General features: G+C 46.9%; 12 protein-coding genes. 11 read left to right on the forward strand and 1 reads right to left on the reverse strand.

Annotated features, from left to right (window positions below):
• Positions 1–12 precede the first annotated feature (12 nt).
• From HUB64_RS20120 to HUB64_RS20160, 9 genes are all read left to right on the forward strand, one after another.
• Positions 13–2,865 carry a formate dehydrogenase subunit alpha gene (locus tag HUB64_RS20120; RefSeq protein ID WP_173497948.1) on the forward strand — a complete coding sequence of 951 codons (2,853 nt, stop codon included), beginning with the start codon at positions 13–15 and terminating at the stop codon, positions 2,863–2,865.
• Positions 2,866–2,891: 26 nt separating this feature from the next.
• The gene (gene fdh3B / locus HUB64_RS20125; protein WP_006083566.1) at positions 2,892–3,488 is read left to right on the forward strand and encodes a formate dehydrogenase FDH3 subunit beta; all 597 of its coding nucleotides are present in this window, start codon (positions 2,892–2,894) and stop codon (positions 3,486–3,488) included.
• Positions 3,489–3,537: 49 nt separating this feature from the next.
• Positions 3,538–4,566: a formate dehydrogenase subunit gamma gene (locus tag HUB64_RS20130; protein WP_173497708.1), complete on the forward strand. Its 1,029-nt coding sequence runs from the start codon at positions 3,538–3,540 to the stop codon at positions 4,564–4,566.
• Between the two features lie 390 nt (positions 4,567–4,956).
• Entirely contained in the window at positions 4,957–5,157 is a 201-nt protein-coding gene (locus HUB64_RS20135) for a twin-arginine translocation signal domain-containing protein (protein ID WP_105250556.1), read from the forward strand.
• 17 nt (positions 5,158–5,174) lie between these two features.
• Positions 5,175–8,027 carry a molybdopterin-dependent oxidoreductase gene (locus HUB64_RS20140; protein WP_173497709.1) on the forward strand — a complete coding sequence of 951 codons (2,853 nt, stop codon included), beginning with the start codon at positions 5,175–5,177 and terminating at the stop codon, positions 8,025–8,027.
• Positions 8,028–8,056: 29 nt separating this feature from the next.
• Positions 8,057–8,626, forward strand: coding sequence for a formate dehydrogenase FDH3 subunit beta (gene fdh3B, locus HUB64_RS20145; RefSeq protein WP_105250558.1), 570 nt, complete (start codon positions 8,057–8,059; stop codon positions 8,624–8,626).
• Positions 8,627–8,705: 79 nt separating this feature from the next.
• Entirely contained in the window at positions 8,706–9,689 is a 984-nt protein-coding gene (locus HUB64_RS20150; RefSeq protein ID WP_131525797.1) for a formate dehydrogenase subunit gamma, read from the forward strand.
• Between the two features lie 450 nt (positions 9,690–10,139).
• Entirely contained in the window at positions 10,140–11,723 is a 1,584-nt protein-coding gene (locus HUB64_RS20155) for a methyl-accepting chemotaxis protein (RefSeq protein WP_173497710.1), read from the forward strand.
• Positions 11,724–12,222: 499 nt separating this feature from the next.
• Complete coding sequence (locus HUB64_RS20160; RefSeq protein ID WP_173248128.1) at positions 12,223–13,614, forward strand: tetratricopeptide repeat protein; 1,392 nt, start codon at positions 12,223–12,225, stop codon at positions 13,612–13,614.
• 73 nt (positions 13,615–13,687) lie between these two features.
• Here the strand turns inward: HUB64_RS20160 and HUB64_RS20165 are convergent, their stop codons facing one another.
• A complete protein-coding gene (locus tag HUB64_RS20165) occupies positions 13,688–14,599 on the reverse strand; it encodes a bile acid:sodium symporter family protein (RefSeq protein WP_173497711.1) in 912 nt (303 codons plus the stop codon).
• 380 nt (positions 14,600–14,979) lie between these two features.
• Here HUB64_RS20165 and HUB64_RS20170 point away from each other — a divergent pair, with 380 nt between their 5' ends.
• Complete coding sequence (locus HUB64_RS20170; protein ID WP_105250563.1) at positions 14,980–16,317, forward strand: coproporphyrinogen III oxidase family protein; 1,338 nt, start codon at positions 14,980–14,982, stop codon at positions 16,315–16,317.
• A gap of 132 nt (positions 16,318–16,449) precedes the next feature.
• Positions 16,450–16,683 carry a hypothetical protein gene (locus HUB64_RS20175; protein ID WP_011787794.1) on the forward strand — a complete coding sequence of 78 codons (234 nt, stop codon included), beginning with the start codon at positions 16,450–16,452 and terminating at the stop codon, positions 16,681–16,683.

Below are 16,683 nucleotides of genomic sequence, written 5' to 3' on the forward strand. Positions count from 1 at the left end.
GGAGAGTGTGTGATGCGATTAACCCGCAAAACAGACCAGGTTGTCGAAGCTAAAGCGCCAGCACTGGGTCTCAATCGTCGTCAATTCTTAAAATCGGCAAGTCTTGCCACAGGAGGGATCGCTGCGGCGTCCATGCTGGGCACAGGCATGATGCGTAAAGCACAGGCCCAAGAAGATATTGGCCATAATGTTCCCACCGAAGTCAAACGTACCATCTGTTCTCACTGTGCCGTAGGTTGTGGTGTGTATGCAGAAGTACAAAATGGTGTATGGACGGGTCAAGAACCCGCATTCGATCACCCGTTCAACGCTGGCGGTCACTGCGCGAAAGGTGCTGCACTGCGTGAACATGGTCACGGCGAAAAACGCCTGAAATACCCCATGAAGTTAGAAGGCGGAAAATGGAAAAAGATCTCTTGGGATCAAGCGATTAATGAAGTCGGCGATAAAATGGCTTCAATTCGTCAAGAGTCAGGTCCAGATTCAGTCTACTTTATGGGTAGCGCTAAGTTCTCTAACGAACAAGCTTATTTATATCGCAAATTTGCGGCATTGTGGGGTACGAACAACGTCGACCATTCTGCCCGTATTTGTCACTCTACCACGGTAGCCGGTGTTGCTAACACTTGGGGCTACGGTGCGCAAACCAACTCAATCAACGATATTCGCAACTCTAAGTGCATCATGTTTATTGGGGCAAACCCCAGTGAAGCGCATCCTGTTGCCATGCAGCATATTTTGATTGGTAAAGAACGCGGTGCCAAAATCATCGTTGTTGATCCACGTTTCACCCGTACTGCAGCGAAATCTGACGAGTACGTGCATATCCGTCCTGGCACAGACATCCCCTTCATTTATGGCCTGTTATGGCACATATTTGAAAACGGCTGGGAAGATAAAGAGTTTATCAAACACCGTGTCTATGGCATGGATCGTATCCGCGAAGAAGTGAAAAAATACCCCCCAGAAGAAGTTGAACTGGTTGCGGGTGTACCAAAAGCGCAGATGTACCGCGTCGCCAAAATGATGGCTGAAACCAAACCCGGCACCATTATTTGGTGTATGGGTGGTACTCAGCATCACGTGGGTAACTCGAACACCCGTTCATACTGCATGTTACAACTCGCTTTAGGCAACATGGGTGTACCTGGCGGCGGCACTAACATTTTCCGCGGCCATGATAACGTGCAAGGCGCAACCGACTTTGGTTTGTTATTTGATAACTTACCGGGTTACTACGGTTTAACGACTGGCGCTTGGGCCCATTGGAATAATGTGTGGGATCTCGACCCTAATTGGGTAGCGAGCCGTTTCGATCAAGGCGAATATCTAGGACAAAAACCGCAAACCTCTGCGGGTATTCCTTGTTCGCGCTGGCACGATGGCGTGTTAGAAGATAAAACCAAGATAGCGCAAAAAGACAATATTCGTCTGGCGTTCTTCTGGGGACAATCGGTCAACACTGAAACCCGTGGCCGTGAAGTGCGTGAAGCTTTAAATAAAATGGACACCGTCGTCGTTGTCGATCCATTCCCAACCATGGCGGGTGTTATGCACCAACGTCAAGATGGGGTTTATTTACTTCCTGCGGCAACCCAGTTTGAAACCTATGGTTCAATCTCTGCGACTAACCGCTCAGTACAATGGCGTTCTAAGGTCATAGAACCCCTGTTCGAATCCCTGCCTGATCATGTGATCATGTACAAACTCGCCAAAAAAGTGGGTATAGATAAAGAGCTATTCAAGCATATTAAAGTCAATGGTGAAGAGCCTTTGATTGAAGATATCACCCGCGAATTTAACACAGGTATGTGGACTATCGGTTATACCGGACAAAGCCCAGAGCGTTTAAAAATGCACCAAGAAAACTGGGGTACTTTTGATGCTGACAGCTTAGAAGCCCCCGGTGGTCCTGCCAAAGGCGAAACCTACGGCTTACCTTGGCCATGTTGGGGCACACCAGAGATGAAACATCCTGGTACCCAAATTCTGTATAACGAAGCCAAACATGTGAAAGACGGTGGCGGTAACTTCCGTGCTCGCTATGGTGTGGAACATGAAGGCAATAATATTCTTGCCGAAGGTACTTACTCTAAAGGCAGTGAGATCCAAGATGGCTATCCTGAATTTACCGCCGATATGCTTAAGCAATTAGGTTGGTGGGATGACCTAACCGAAAACGAGAAAAAACACGCCGAAGGCAAAAACTGGAAAACTGACATTTCCGGCGGTATCCAACGTGTTGCTATCAAGCACGGCTGTATCCCTTACGGTAACGCTAAAGCTCGTTGTATTGTATGGACATTCCCAGACGATATTCCACGCCACCGCGAACCACTTTACACGCCTCGTCGTGACTTAGTCGCTAAATACCCCACCTACGAAGATCGTATGGTTGCACGTTTACCGACACTGTATAAGTCAATTCAAGACAAGGATTTTGCTAAAGACTTCCCATTGGCACTCACATCAGGCCGCCTAGTGGAATATGAAGGTGGTGGTGAAGAATCCCGTTCTAACCCTTGGTTAGCTGAACTACAACAAGAAATGTTCATCGAAATGAACCCTGCTGATGCAGCGGATCGCGGTATTCGCGACGGTGACAATGTTTTTGTTCATGGTCCAGAAGGCGCCAAAATCACGGTTAAGGCTATGGTGACACCGCGCGTTATTACCGGTGAATGTTTTATGCCATACCACTTTGCTGGGGTGTTTGAAGGCGAAAGCCTAGCGAAAAACTATCCAGAAGGCACTGTGCCTTACGTGATAGGCGAATCTGCAAACACCATTTTAACTTATGGCTACGACGTTGTGACTCAGATGCAAGAAACTAAGTCCAGCCTATGCCAAATCAGCAAAGCCTAACCTACTTGATGAGGAGATAAGCCATTATGGCAGTCATGAAATTTCTGTGTGACACCAAGCGCTGCATCGAGTGTAACGGTTGCGTCACTGCATGTAAGAACGAAAACGACTCCGCTCTCGAGTGGGGAATTCAACGTCGCCGCGTGGTGACGATCAACGATGGTCTACCTGGCGAAGCCTCAATTTCAGTGGCTTGTATGCACTGTACTGACGCTCCCTGCATGGCCGTATGTCCGGCAGATTGTTTCTACCGTACCGAAGACGGCATAGTGCTGCACAACAAAGATACTTGTATCGGTTGTGGTTATTGCTTCTATGCTTGTCCATTTGGTGCACCGCAATTCCCGAAAAAGACTGCCTTTGGTAGTCGTGGCAAGATGGACAAGTGTACTTTCTGTGCCGGTGGCCCAGAAGAAACCTTCTCCGAAGCCGAGCGTAAAAAATACGGCGCCAACCGTATTGCTGAGGGCAAGTTACCTATGTGTGCTGAGCTTTGTTCTACTAAAGCGCTGCTCGCAGGTGATGCGGAAGTGGTATCAAACATTTACCGTCAACGTATGGCCTCTCGAGGCAATCCTAACGTGATTTGGGGTTACAACCCCAAGACAGGTGAGATTAACTAAGCAGAGCGAGGGTTAGGGAGAAATCCCTAACCTCTGGCAAGGAGTGAAAATGTTAAACAAACAGTTAAACAAATCACTGCGCAGTCTGTTTGCTCTGTTGGTGCTCGTCATGGGATTGGGATTAGGTTCAGTCATGAGCTCAAACCCAGTACACGCAAGTGATCAGCAATCGAGTCAACAACAGGCGAAAGCGCAAACCAGCGATGCCGATCTTTGGCGAGCGGTAAAAGCAGGCGATGCCGGCTATACCACTGCCAAAGGGATAGATACTGGGGTGTTGATTAACGTTGCCGGTAACCAAGGTAAAGAACTGAGAAATGAATACTTAACCCCCGTCATGGCGCTAGCCGTGGTAGGTGTGTTTGGTGCTTTCTTATTGTTTTATCTGGTGAATGGTCCATCAAAACTGAGCCATGGCTTTTCAGGCAAGATGGTTTCGCGCTGGTCAAAGGCGGATCTGTGGATCCATTGGGTCATGGCGAGCAGCTGTCTGGCACTGATGTTTACCGGTCTAACCATAATGTTAGGTAAGCATGTCATACAGCCAATGTTAGGCCCCGACCTTTGGGCGCCATTGATCTATGGCAGCAAAACAATCCACGATTGGGCAGGTCCCATTTTTATCGCGGCTTGGGCTATATGTGTGGTGAAATGGATGCCGTTACAAACCTTCAAGATGTATGATTTGAAATGGTTTTTAGTGGTAGGTGGTTATATCAACTTTGGCCCGTTCAAAGGTAAGCACCCTGACAGTGGTTTCGCTAACGCCGGTGAAAAAATGTGGTTCTGGACCCTGATGTTGTTTGGTTTATTCATCAGCGTATCTGGCATCATGTTGGTATTGCCAGGCTTGGATTTACCCCGCGAAGCCTCTATGGGCGCGCTGCTGATCCACTCTATCAGCGCCATTATCTTGATTGCCTTTACTATAGTGCATATTTGGATGGCGACCGTACTGAGCGAAGGCGGTATGGAGTGTATGAAGTCAGGCTATTGTGATGAAAACTGGGCAATCCAGCACCATAATCTCTGGTATGACGAAATCAAAGCCAACGGCAGCTTAAAGTATAAAGACTAAGTTAAACCGCAGCTTTTACATCCTCAAAACACCCCGCATCGCGGGGTGTTTTTTATTCGCACTGATACCCTAATTCAACAGTACAAAAAATTAACAACTGAAACGGCGAGATACAAAAATCCGCCAACGCCATCCTCCCCAGTAGTTCACTAAACTATGAGCGAGTTAACGCTTTAAGAGAACGGCCGCAGATTTCAGGGCTGCAAACTGTCCTAGATCAATTCCTACTCAACCCTTTCCTACTATATTGCCGTCACGCGCGATGATTGATGGTAAACAAGATGATTTCATTATCTTTTCCGCCGCTAATCTTCACTTTTTGATAACAAGATAAACCCCCACAAAAAGCCGTGCGATCTCAAAAACTAAACCCTAATTTCAGGAGTCAGCATGAAGCAGCAACCCAGCGATTTATCTCGCCGATCTTTGCTCAAAGCGCTCACCGTCGGCAGCGTAGCGGGTGCCGCCATTGCCGCAACCGGCATGAGCGTGGCACAGGTCAGCGAGAGCAGCAAGGTAACCACTAAAGAGTCAAAGGGTTACCACGAAACTGCGCATATCAGCAGCTATTACGATAGCTTGCGCAGCTAATCTAGGAGAAGTCAGCGATGAAGTTAACTCGCAAGTCCAATGTTGCCACAGTGGCAGACAAACCGGCGTTAGGCATCAGCCGTCGTCAATTTATGAAGCACGCAGGTATCGCTACTGGTGGTATTGCCGCAGCATCTCTGATGGGCACAGGCATGATGCGTCGTGTCGAAGCCAAAGAAGTGCCGCATGATGCGCCAATCGAAATCAAACGTACTATTTGTAGTGCCTGCGCCGTCGGTTGTGGCCTGTATGCCGAAGTACAAAATGGTGTGTGGACGGGCCAAGAACCCGCATTCGACCATCCATTCAACGCTGGTGGTCACTGCGCGAAAGGTGCTGCACTGCGTGAGCATGGTCATGGTGAAAAACGCCTGAAATATCCAATGAAATTGGTTGATGGCAAGTGGAAAAAAATCTCTTGGGAAGATGCTATTAACGAAGTGGGCGACCAAATGCTCAACATTCGTAAAGAATCTGGCCCAGACTCAGTGTACTTCATGGGTAGCGCTAAGTTTTCTAACGAAGGTTGTTACATGTACCGCAAATTGGCGGCTATGTGGGGCACAAACAACGTCGACCATTCAGCTCGTATTTGTCACTCTACCACTGTAGCCGGTGTTGCTAACACTTGGGGCTACGGTGCGCAAACAAACTCTTTCAACGATATCCAGAATGCTCATGCCATCTTCCTGATCGGGGCAAACCCAGCAGAAGCGCATCCCGTTTCGATGCAACATATTCTGATCGCTAAAGAAAGAAACAACGCCAAAATCATCGTCGTTGACCCACGTTTCTCTCGCACTGCAGCGCATTCAGACTTGCATTGTGCAATTCGCCCAGGCACTGATATTCCGTTTATTTACGGTATGTTATGGCACATTTTTGAAAATGGTTGGGAAGATAAAACCTTTATCAAGCACCGCGTTTTCGAGATGGAAAGTATCCGTGCTGAAGTGAAGAAGTTCCCACCTAAAGAAGTCGAAAACATCACTGGCGTGAGCGAAGCCGAGGTTTATCAAGCGGCTAAATTAATGGCTGATAACCGTCCTGGCACTGTGATTTGGTGTATGGGTGGAACTCAACACCACGTTGGTAATGCCAACACTCGCGCTTATTGTATTCTGCAATTAGCACTAGGCAACATGGGCGTTTCAGGTGGCGGCACTAACATTTTCCGTGGCCACGATAACGTACAAGGCGCAACTGACTTAGGTTTGTTATTTGATAACTTACCCGGTTACTACGGTTTGACCTCAGCAGCATGGAGTCACTGGACCCATGTTTGGGATCTGGACATGGCATGGGTGAAAGGTCGTTTCGATCAAACAGCCTACCTTGGCAAAGATCCAATGACGACACCGGGTATCCCTTGTTCTCGTTGGCACGATGGTGTGTTAGAAGATAAGAGCAAATTAGCGCAGAAAGATAATATCCGTATGGCGTTTTTCTGGGGACAATCTGTCAACACTGAAACCCGTCAGCGTGAAGTGCGTGATGCCTTAGACAAGATGGACACAGTCGTCGTTGTCGACCCATTCCCAACGATGGCAGGTGTTATGCACCGTCGTAAGAATGGCGTATATCTGCTGCCTGCGGCAACTCAGTTTGAGACTCACGGTTCAGTATCTAACTCAGGCCGTTCTATCCAGTGGCGTGAGCAAGTCATCGAGCCACTGTTCGAGTCTAAAACCGACATCGAAATCATGTACCGTTTAGCCCAAAAACTGGGTATTGCCGAGCAGTACACTAAACGCATTGCGATTGAAAATGGATTACCTGTGATTGAAGAAATCACCCGTGAAATCAACCGCGGTATGTGGACTATCGGTATGACAGGTCAAAGCCCTGAGCGTATCAAGTTACACACCCAAAACTGGGGCACTTTCAGCAACAAGACGTTGGAAGCCGCAGGCGGCCCAGCTAAAGGCGAAACCTACGGTTTACCTTGGCCATGTTGGGGTACGCCAGAAGCTAAACACCCAGGCACTCAGATCCTCTATAACCAAGCCAAACACGTTAAAGACGGCGGTGGTAACTTCCGCGCCCGTTACGGTGTTGAATATAAGGGTCAAAGCATTTTAGCCGATGGCACTTATTCTAAAGGCGCTGAAATTCAAGACGGTTACCCAGAATTTACTGCCGATATGCTCAAACAATTGGGTTGGTGGGATGATCTGACGGCGGAAGAAAAAGCGGAAGCCGAAGGTAAAAACTGGAAAACAGATTTGTCAGGCGGCATAGTGCGCGTGGCGATCAAGCACGGTTGTATCCCCTTTGGTAATGCTAAAGCTCGTTGTATTGTTTGGACTTTCCCTGACCAAGTCCCTGTGCACCGTGAACCGTTATACACAGCACGTCGTGACTTAGTGGCGAAATACCCAACCTATGACGACATGCAAGTACACCGTCTCCCTACGCTGTATAAGTCTATCCAAGACAAAGACATGAGCGGCAAGTACCCGTTGGTACTGACATCGGGTCGTCTGGTTGAATACGAAGGTGGTGGTGAAGAATCTCGCTCCAACCCTTGGCTGGCTGAACTTCAACAGGAAATGTTCGTTGAGATAAGCCCTGCCGACGCTGCCGATCGCGGCATTCGTAACGGTGAAGACGTCTGGTTAGAAGGCGCCGAAGGTGGCCGTATTAAGGTACAAGCCATGGTTACCCCAAGGGTAAAACCCGGCGTTACCTTTATGCCATATCACTTTGCGGGTGTGATGCACGGAGAAAGTTTAGCGCCTAATTATCCAGATGGAACAGTGCCTTACGTTATTGGTGAATCTTGTAACACTGCGCTGACCTATGGTTATGACCCTGTGACACAAATGCAGGAAACCAAGGCATCACTCTGTCAGATTGTTAAAGCGTAAGTGCAGCTTAAGCTAGGAGAATTGCCATTATGGCTACAATGAAATTTTTGTGTGATACCAAGCGCTGCATCGAATGTAACGGTTGTGTCACTGCCTGTAAAAACGAAAACGACTCCGCTCTCGAGTGGGGTATCCAACGCCGCCGCGTAGTGACAATCAACGATGGTCAACGTGGTGAAGCCTCAATCTCTGTCGCCTGTATGCATTGCTCAGATGCACCTTGTATGGCGGTTTGCCCAGCAAACTGCTTCTACAGAACCGACGACGGCATAGTGCTACACGACAAAGATGCCTGTATTGGTTGCGGTTACTGCCTTTACGCCTGTCCATTTGGCGCACCTCAGTTCCCGAAAAAAGGTGCCTTTGGTAGCCGCGGTAAGATGGATAAATGTACCTTCTGTGCCGGTGGCCCAGAAGAAAACCACTCAGATGCAGAACGCCAAAAATACGGTTCAAACCGTATTGCCGAAGGTAAACTGCCTATGTGTGCAGAACTGTGCGCGACTAAAGCCCTGTTAGCGGGTGATGCCGAAGTGGTTTCAAGCATCTTCCGTGAGCGTGTGGCTTATCGTGGTGCTAAAAACGCGGCTTGGAATTAATTCAGGTCAACAGGATCTGTCCACAGACTTAGCTTAGCGCCTTCCTAGGTGGGCGCGGCTAAGTGAGAGAGGATATATGATGAACAAATGGTTCAAACACATAGGTTTAGCCATAGCACTGTTATTTAGTGCTGTGTGTATAGCCAATGGTGGTGATGAACTGGCGAATCAAGTTCAACAGTCTGATGCCCAAATTTGGGCACAACTGAAGGATGGTGCCACGGGATACACTACCTCCCAAAGTGAGTTTCATGCTCAGCCGATCAATACCTACGATTTACGGGTATTAGCGCTGCGTAGCGACTGGTTAGCGCCCGCCTTAATGGCTGCACTATTCGGTATGATCATTATCTTTGTCCTATTTATCAAGGTGAATGGCATCTCCAAGCTGCACCATGGTTTTTCAGGCAAGTTAGTGCATCGCTGGTCTAAGTTTGATGTTTCAATCCACTGGTTAGGCGCGATTCCATGCTTACTGTTGATTTTAACAGGCTTAACCTTGCTGGCGGGTCGCTTTTTCTTCCAACCTTGGTTGGGCGAAGGCATCTGGGAAGCAATCGTCTATGGCGCGAAGCAAATCCATGACGTGATGGCGATTCCCTTCATGATAGGTTGGGCATTGATGACCACCCTATGGGCAAAAAACCAACTGCCAAAAATGTACGACGTAAAGTGGTTCATGGTAGTAGGCGGTTACATTAACTTTGGTCCGTTCAAAGGTAAGCACCCAGATGCAGGTTTTGCTAACGCGGGTGAGAAAATGTGGTTCTGGGCATTTGCCCTGTTTGGATTAGTGATTTCGGCCTCGGGCATGTTATTACTCTTCCCTAACCTGTTCGAGCCAAGCCGTACATTAAGCTTGATCGCCCTGGTACTGCATTCAGTGAGCGCTATCGTGATCTGTGCTTTCTCTATCGTACACATCTTCATGGCAACTGTGATGTCAGAAGGTGGTATGGAATGTATGGTGTCAGGCTACTGTGATGAAAACTGGGCAAGCCAACATCACAACCTATGGTTTGATGAAATCAAAGCCAACGGCACGCTTAAATATAAAGAATAAGACTGGAATCTAGTTGTAGGTATTCCAAAAAATACTTAGCCACTAGCAAACGTAGAGCCCCCGTCAATCACTACTGGCGGGGGCTTTTATTTCAGCATTAGTCATCGGCTTTAACTATATGTCTGAATTACATTTTGAATCATTTGTAGCATTTGAGTACGAGATCACAAAGACCAATTTAAATGCTAAATCACTGTAAAAAAATTGCATGTATCATAGTCATTTAATAATAAAAACAATAATCTAGATAAAAGTTGAATTTAAACAACACAACATTTCGTAACTTAGCAACCAACCAGATGCAACACCAATAAAACAATTCAATTAAAAACAGTATCTTAGTGGACATTTCCATAAAATACTCTCTTGCTGGCTAGCTCACGCACACGCTAAAATTACCTATAGCGTAATTAAATTACGCATTGCTGCTTTTTATCCTAGAAGGTCACCATGTTTAAAAATGCCAAAACCAGTACATTGACGGCATTGCCATCAGTGTTTACAAGTATCTTACTGATCATCATAGGTATTTCGTGCTATCGCAGTTTTAACGAACTCGGTGAGACCAGTAAAAGCCTAGTCGACAACACTCAGCTCGCAGAAACTTTCACTACAGTACGAGAATCCTTTTTTGAGCTGCGCTTAGCCACCTTAGTCCACAACGGTAAAGCTATCGCCGATCAACAACATAAGGTCGCACAACTTGTCTCTCAACTGACCAAATTTAATACCGACTTCATGGGCACTGATGCTCAAGCTATTCACACTCTTTTACCACAAACAGAACATTATGTTCGTCTCTACCAAGAAGAACTGGCACTCGCTAAACAAACTGGAGCAGTACCTGAGCTAACCGCTGAGCGTGCAGCGCTCGGGCCTAAGGTCAGTAATCAAATCAACCAATTAGTCGCGCTGATCACTCAGCGAAATCATGAGTTAGGCAAACAAGCTGAAGATAAAGTCACCTCAACAGAAAGCATCCTACTGGGATTGATCTTGTTCGCGATTGTAGCGTCACTCTTCAGCGCCCTCATTATGAGTAAACAACTCGTCCACATAATCAATGAGATAAAACGGGTAATGGAACGTCTTGCCCATGGCGACCTAACTCATAAAACAAATATTAAAGGACAAAATGAGCTCTGCTCACTCGCAGAAGATCTCGACAGCGTGATAGGTAATCTACGTGAAATTATGTCTGAAATTGCCCAAGCCTCGGATCATATGTCCGACCAAATAGGGCAATTGAATGTGCAGTCAAATGCCAATAATCATGCACTGCAAATCCACGCCGTTGAAACCGACCAAGTCGTGACAGCCATGACTGAAATGAGCGCCACGGCCCATAATGTCGCGGGTGATGCTGCATCCGCAGCCCAGTTTACTCAACAAGCAAATGCGCAAGCGGATAAATCAAAGCAAGCCGTCGAACAAGCTGCCAACACTGTGATAGCCTTAGTCGCTAAAGTCGATGTCGCTGCTGATGCGATTAATGATATGAACGAAAATACCCGTCATATCGCCGCGATTTTGAATGTAATAGGTGAAATTGCCGATCAAACCAATCTGCTAGCGCTTAATGCAGCCATCGAAGCCGCCCGTGCAGGTGAACAAGGTAGAGGCTTTGCTGTTGTCGCCGATGAAGTTCGCTCACTGGCCGCACGCACTCAAGCAAGTACCGCAGAAATCAACCAGATGCTGGAACAACTTTATCTTGGTGCCAATGCCGCCGTAACCGCAATGGTGCAAACTAAACACAGTTGCCAGCAAGCCGCCGATACCACCAATCTGGTGACGGAAAACCTTGATACCCTGACCACTTATGTGTTCGATATTAATGGGCTCAGTAATCAAATCGCCACCGCAGCAGAAGAGCAAAGTGCTGTGACCGAAGAGATAAACCGTAATCTGACCACCATTCGTGAAATGGTCGATGAACTGAATCAAAGCGGTAAAGCCACCCTCAATAGCGCAACCTCTTTGGCCGCGACGAAGGAACAACTCGTCGTTGTGGTCTCGCATTTTAAGCTTTAGGTTTAGGCTCCCTGAAAAAAGCTTTTAAATCTGCGGCCTAATAACAAAAATTATTGGGCTGTCAGATTTTTAGATGAGATATAAAGCGAGTCACACACCTGCAATATAAATCGCAGCCAAGAAAACTAACCTATTATTAATGCTGTATTTTTAGAAAAATTATTTATCAAAAAATGATTAAATTGATTCAGTGCCAACAGTACTAAAGCAATAATAAGAGCGTGAAGCCTATAGTTCAGGAATGAAGATGCGTATTGCCCATCTCCCACTCCCACAATATTAAATGCCACTAAAAAACTTCGGACTCAGCTAATCAACGATTAGCTATCGTCGGCTTCCATGTAACGCCAACACACGGCAGTGCTACCGCTGCAATTCATCCACCGATCCATAACACAGTGGTAAACCGCAAGGCTTGCTTGTAGCATAACAAGCCTCTACGTTAAACAACTTCACTAGCACTACCGCTTACAAGTACCCGCTTAACGACAAGGATGTTATGAAGATATTCACTATTGCGACTCTCCTATTACTGTTGACAGTAAGCTTTGCAGCAACTGCAGAAAAGTCCGCGCTGGAACAGCTATTTGAGCAACAACAATACGACGCTTTCTTGCAACAAGCACAGCAGCAAGCAGCAGAGAACAATGCTGAGGCGTTATTCTTACTGGGTAAAGCCTACCATCTCGGCCGTGGCGTCACGCAAGACAATGCCACCGCCAGCCAATACTATGAACAAGCCAGAGCCTTAGGTTCGGCCCGTGCCAGCCATAATCTAGGCAGCATGGCGCTGGATAATGATAGCAAAACGCAGGCCATCCCCTTGTTAGAAGAAGCGCTGGCGCGGGGTCTTAAACTACCGACCTTATATAACCTAGGACGAGCACACAGTCCGGCAGATCCCAGCTCAAGGTTCTATCTAGCGAAAGCAATCACTGCGGCGCAGCAAGCGGGGAGTTACTTTGGGCAAGCCTTTGAACTCCAGCCCGATAACCTCTATCTGGATAATGCCTCACGCGAGTGTCTGCGCGCGTACTTAATGGCGATGCAAAGTGTCGGCAGCGAAAGAGAAAGCCTCAACATCCCGCAGTTACGCCAGCAAGCCATAAAGTGGCTAGAATTGGGTATGGCAGCAGATGACGGTACGGCGTGGACAAACTACGGCGCTCTGCTGTTGAATGAAAATGACTACAGCGGTGCGAAAGCCGCATTTTTACAAGGTGCTAAGCATCAAGTTGCCATCGCTAACTATCATTTAGGCAGCATGGAAGAGCGCGGTTTGGGCGCAGAAGCCGATAAAGTGCGAGCACTGGCATACTACGAGAAAGCAGCGTTAGCCGGCATGGAACAAGCTAAAATGCCCGCATATAATCTGCTTAATGCACAACTAGAATACGAAAATGATCTCACGAAATTGGAACAGGGCATTGCCCGCTTTAATGCTCTAAAACAGCAAGATGAGTATGTTCCCATCTCACTGGACTCAGTTATTCATCGCCTGGCGTGGGGCACGTTTCTGGCACAGCAGCGACAACAGATTATTTCGCTGCCAACAGCGGCCAAAAACCAATTAAGCTTGCAGGCCTGTGGTTTAGGCTACAACCAACTGCATGGCAGCACATACAATATTGGAGAAAACTCTCACTGGCGTATGGCGGCGTATCTAACCTTAGCTGACAAAATCGCCTTACCACTAGAAGGCAGAGTCGATGAGCATGGCTGCGCCAGTTTAACGATTGCCATGACAGATCAGCTGTATCACTTGTTACAACAAGGTGCCGTATTCGGATTGCGCTTTCCCAACTACACACTGCCACTGGCATTAAGCCGGCAAGAAAATATCTTGCAGCTGACACTTATGCCCGTCGAGACCCCATTACCGGTTAATTAGTCACAGCAATTTAAGCCTGTGGCCGCGCTTGCTCAGGTTACAGGCATAGTCTATTTTCGACAGCAACATCTTATTAATCTTGCGATTCCCTCGCCCAATATCCGGCCAACATGGCGCCTGATAGGTTATGCCATATCGAGAAGATGGCACTGGGGATAGCGGAAATGGGGCTAAAAAATTTAATACATAAAGCAGTGGCGAGACCGGAGTTTTGTAGGCCAACTTCGATAGAGATAGTTTTACAAACTGTGTGGTTAAAGCCTAATAAACGGCAACAGAAATAGCCTAAGGCGAGACCAAGACCATTATGTAAGAACACGGCCAGCAGAATAATGGGGCCAACTTTATCAAACTGATTGGCATTTAACGCCACGATAATCGTAATCGCCATCACAATTGCCAAGATAGAAATCAGTGGCAATGCAGGAGCGACTTTAGCCACCAGCGATTTAAAAAAATGATTGATAATCACGCCAACGCTGACAGGGATTAGCACAATTTTCACTAAACTCAGCAGCATATCGGCGAAGGGTATATCGATCATTTCCCCAATCAACAGCTTAATAATCAGTGGTGTTAACACCACGCCCGCTAAGGTTGATAGGGCCGTCATGGTTATCGATAAAGCCACGTCGCCTTTCGCTAAATAACAGATCACGTTTGAGGCGGTGCCGCCTGCAACACTGCCTACTAGCACCATGCCTATGGTGAGTTCCCTATCTAATCCTAATAACAGGCTGATCAATAATGCGCTGAGCGGCATGACCGAAAATTGCAGCACGAGTCCTGCGAGTACCGCACGTTTCTGTTTGAAGGCATTAGCAAAATCCTGCAGATCTAAGGTGAGCCCCATAGATAGCATGATGATCACCAACAGCGGCACTATGGCGGATTTAAGCTCAGTAAACCAACTCGGTATCAGATAAGCTGTCATTGCGCCTATCAGTGCCAACAGCGGGAAGAAGCGGTTTACGTTTGCCAACATAGTGGGCCCTTTACATCAAGAGGTTATTTTTATCGCTCGGATGATGACAGCCGTCCCTTGGATAGACAAGCGCTAATCCGCCAGCAACAAAATGCCTAGAATGGTGATTTTCAATCTCAGTATTTAGACTGACACGGCAAGCTAACCCCGCAAATCTACAATAAATTCCGCTAAAAAATGTATGATAAAAATGCATTCTCAATCGCTAAAACATGATCTGCTTAACAAAAAGCCCGTGATTTCCTTGTTAGGAAACCGTAACTTATAACCAGTTCACGTTTTAACAATTACATACGAGGTAGTCTTATTGCGCTAGGTGGTCGTGAATTACCTAAAGCAATTTCGGTGTTTACGGTTAGCACTCTCAGATAGGAATCGTTATGTCATCAGTTATTCAAACGCTCAGCGGCGCTATCGCAACGCCTTATCAAGCGAATATTACCGTCCCTAACTGGATGCTCGGCTCGATGGAACGGGTCATGCAGTACTATGTCGATAAGAATCTTCGCCTCGATACGCTTTCCGCAGAAATGATGCCAGCACCGGTTGAAGGCAAAAAATATATGCTATACGCACATATTCCCTTCTGCCATACCCTGTGCTCTTACTGTACCTTCCACCGTTTTATGTTTAAGGAAGACAAGGCGCGTGCCTACTTCATCTCATTACGTAAAGAGATGGAAATGGTCAAGGCCCTCGGCTATGACTTTGAATCTATGTACATTGGTGGTGGTACCACCACGGTATTAGAAGACGAATTAGCCCGCACCATAGAACACGCTAAAACCCTATTTCCTAGCATTAAAGAAGTCTCCTGCGAGTCCGATCCGCAGCATTTAGACAGCCCAGGCTTTAAACAGCTCAAAGGCTTAGTGGATCGCATGTCTATCGGCGTACAAAGCTTTAATGACGATATTTTAAAAATGACCGACCGACTCGATAAATTCGGCACGGGTCAGCAAACCTTCGACAAGATCATGGGTGCCAAAGAGTTGTTCCCTATTATCAACGTCGACCTGATTTTTGGTTTCCGCGGCCAAACCGATGAAGTGATCCAACACGATCTCGACATGGCATCGCGCTTAGACCCAAGACAAATTACCACCTATCCGCTGATGATCACTCATCAAACCCGTAAAAGCGTTAAAGGCAAATTAGCGGCGCCGCAAGCGGATATGGCAAACCAATATCGCCAAATATTAAACAGTCTTAATGGTCAATATAATCAATTGTCTGCATGGGCATTTGGTAAAACCGATGACGAAGGATTTGATGAATACGTTATCGATTACGACGAATATTTAGGGGTAGGTTCGGGCTCATTTAGCTTCTTAAATGACACGCTTTATGTGAACACTTTCTCGCTACGTAAGTACCAAGAACGCATCGCAGCGGGTCAAATGGGTGTCGAGCAACAAAAGAACTACAGCAAAAAAGACGTGATGCAATATCGCTTTTTGCTGGGCATGTTCTCCGGCCGTTTATCGCGTAAATATTTCCGCGAAACCTTTGGCGTCAATTTAGATACCGCCTTATTTAAAGAAATGACCTCGATGAAACTGATTGGCGCCATCAAAAACGACCCAACAGATCCCGACAATCTGATAGTCACCGATAACGGCAAGATGATGGGTCTATTGATGATGAAAGAGTTTTACTCAGGCATGGACAACGTGCGCGCCCAGTTGCGTAAGCCACTCAAACCCTGCGATATGTAACACTTATTGATGATTGTTGATTCATAAAGACTAAACAGGCCCTTCGAGGGCCTTTTTGTTAACTCGGTTTAAAGGTAATCTTGCCCAGTACTATTAATTGAGCACAATCCCAACAATAAAGGAGTATTCGTTATGGGTTTTAATGAACAAGAAAAACAAGCCTTATTAGCACTCAAAGGCGTTGGCCCGACAGTAATTAAACGCTTCGAAGAAATTGGCATCAGCTCGCTACAACAACTCGCCCAACACGAAGTGGATGATATTGCTAACTTAGTCGCCAGCATGCTGCGCACTACTTGCTGGAAAAATAGCCCACAAGCGCGAAATGCGATAAGTGCGGCCATCGACCTCGCCCGCGCGCAATAA

The organism is Shewanella sp. ISTPL2, assembly GCF_013283205.1.
In the GTDB taxonomy this organism is placed as follows: Bacteria; Pseudomonadota; Gammaproteobacteria; order Enterobacterales; family Shewanellaceae; genus Shewanella; species Shewanella oncorhynchi.

Excerpts from the sequence above, each read along its gene's own strand:
- HUB64_RS20120 (WP_173497948.1), top strand. The coding sequence starts at position 13 with ATGCGATTAACCCGCAAAACAGACCAGGTTGTCGAAGCTAAAGCGCCA.
- fdh3B (WP_006083566.1), top strand. The coding sequence starts at position 2,892 with ATGGCAGTCATGAAATTTCTGTGTGACACCAAGCGCTGCATCGAGTGT.
- HUB64_RS20130 (WP_173497708.1), top strand. The coding sequence starts at position 3,538 with ATGTTAAACAAACAGTTAAACAAATCACTGCGCAGTCTGTTTGCTCTG.
- HUB64_RS20135 (WP_105250556.1), top strand. The coding sequence starts at position 4,957 with ATGAAGCAGCAACCCAGCGATTTATCTCGCCGATCTTTGCTCAAAGCG.
- HUB64_RS20140 (WP_173497709.1), top strand. The coding sequence starts at position 5,175 with ATGAAGTTAACTCGCAAGTCCAATGTTGCCACAGTGGCAGACAAACCG.
- fdh3B (WP_105250558.1), top strand. The coding sequence starts at position 8,057 with ATGGCTACAATGAAATTTTTGTGTGATACCAAGCGCTGCATCGAATGT.
- HUB64_RS20150 (WP_131525797.1), top strand. The coding sequence starts at position 8,706 with ATGAACAAATGGTTCAAACACATAGGTTTAGCCATAGCACTGTTATTT.
- HUB64_RS20155 (WP_173497710.1), top strand. The coding sequence starts at position 10,140 with ATGTTTAAAAATGCCAAAACCAGTACATTGACGGCATTGCCATCAGTG.
- HUB64_RS20160 (WP_173248128.1), top strand. The coding sequence starts at position 12,223 with ATGAAGATATTCACTATTGCGACTCTCCTATTACTGTTGACAGTAAGC.
- HUB64_RS20165 (WP_173497711.1), bottom strand. The coding sequence starts at position 14,599 with ATGTTGGCAAACGTAAACCGCTTCTTCCCGCTGTTGGCACTGATAGGC.
- HUB64_RS20170 (WP_105250563.1), top strand. The coding sequence starts at position 14,980 with ATGTCATCAGTTATTCAAACGCTCAGCGGCGCTATCGCAACGCCTTAT.
- HUB64_RS20175 (WP_011787794.1), top strand. The coding sequence starts at position 16,450 with ATGGGTTTTAATGAACAAGAAAAACAAGCCTTATTAGCACTCAAAGGC.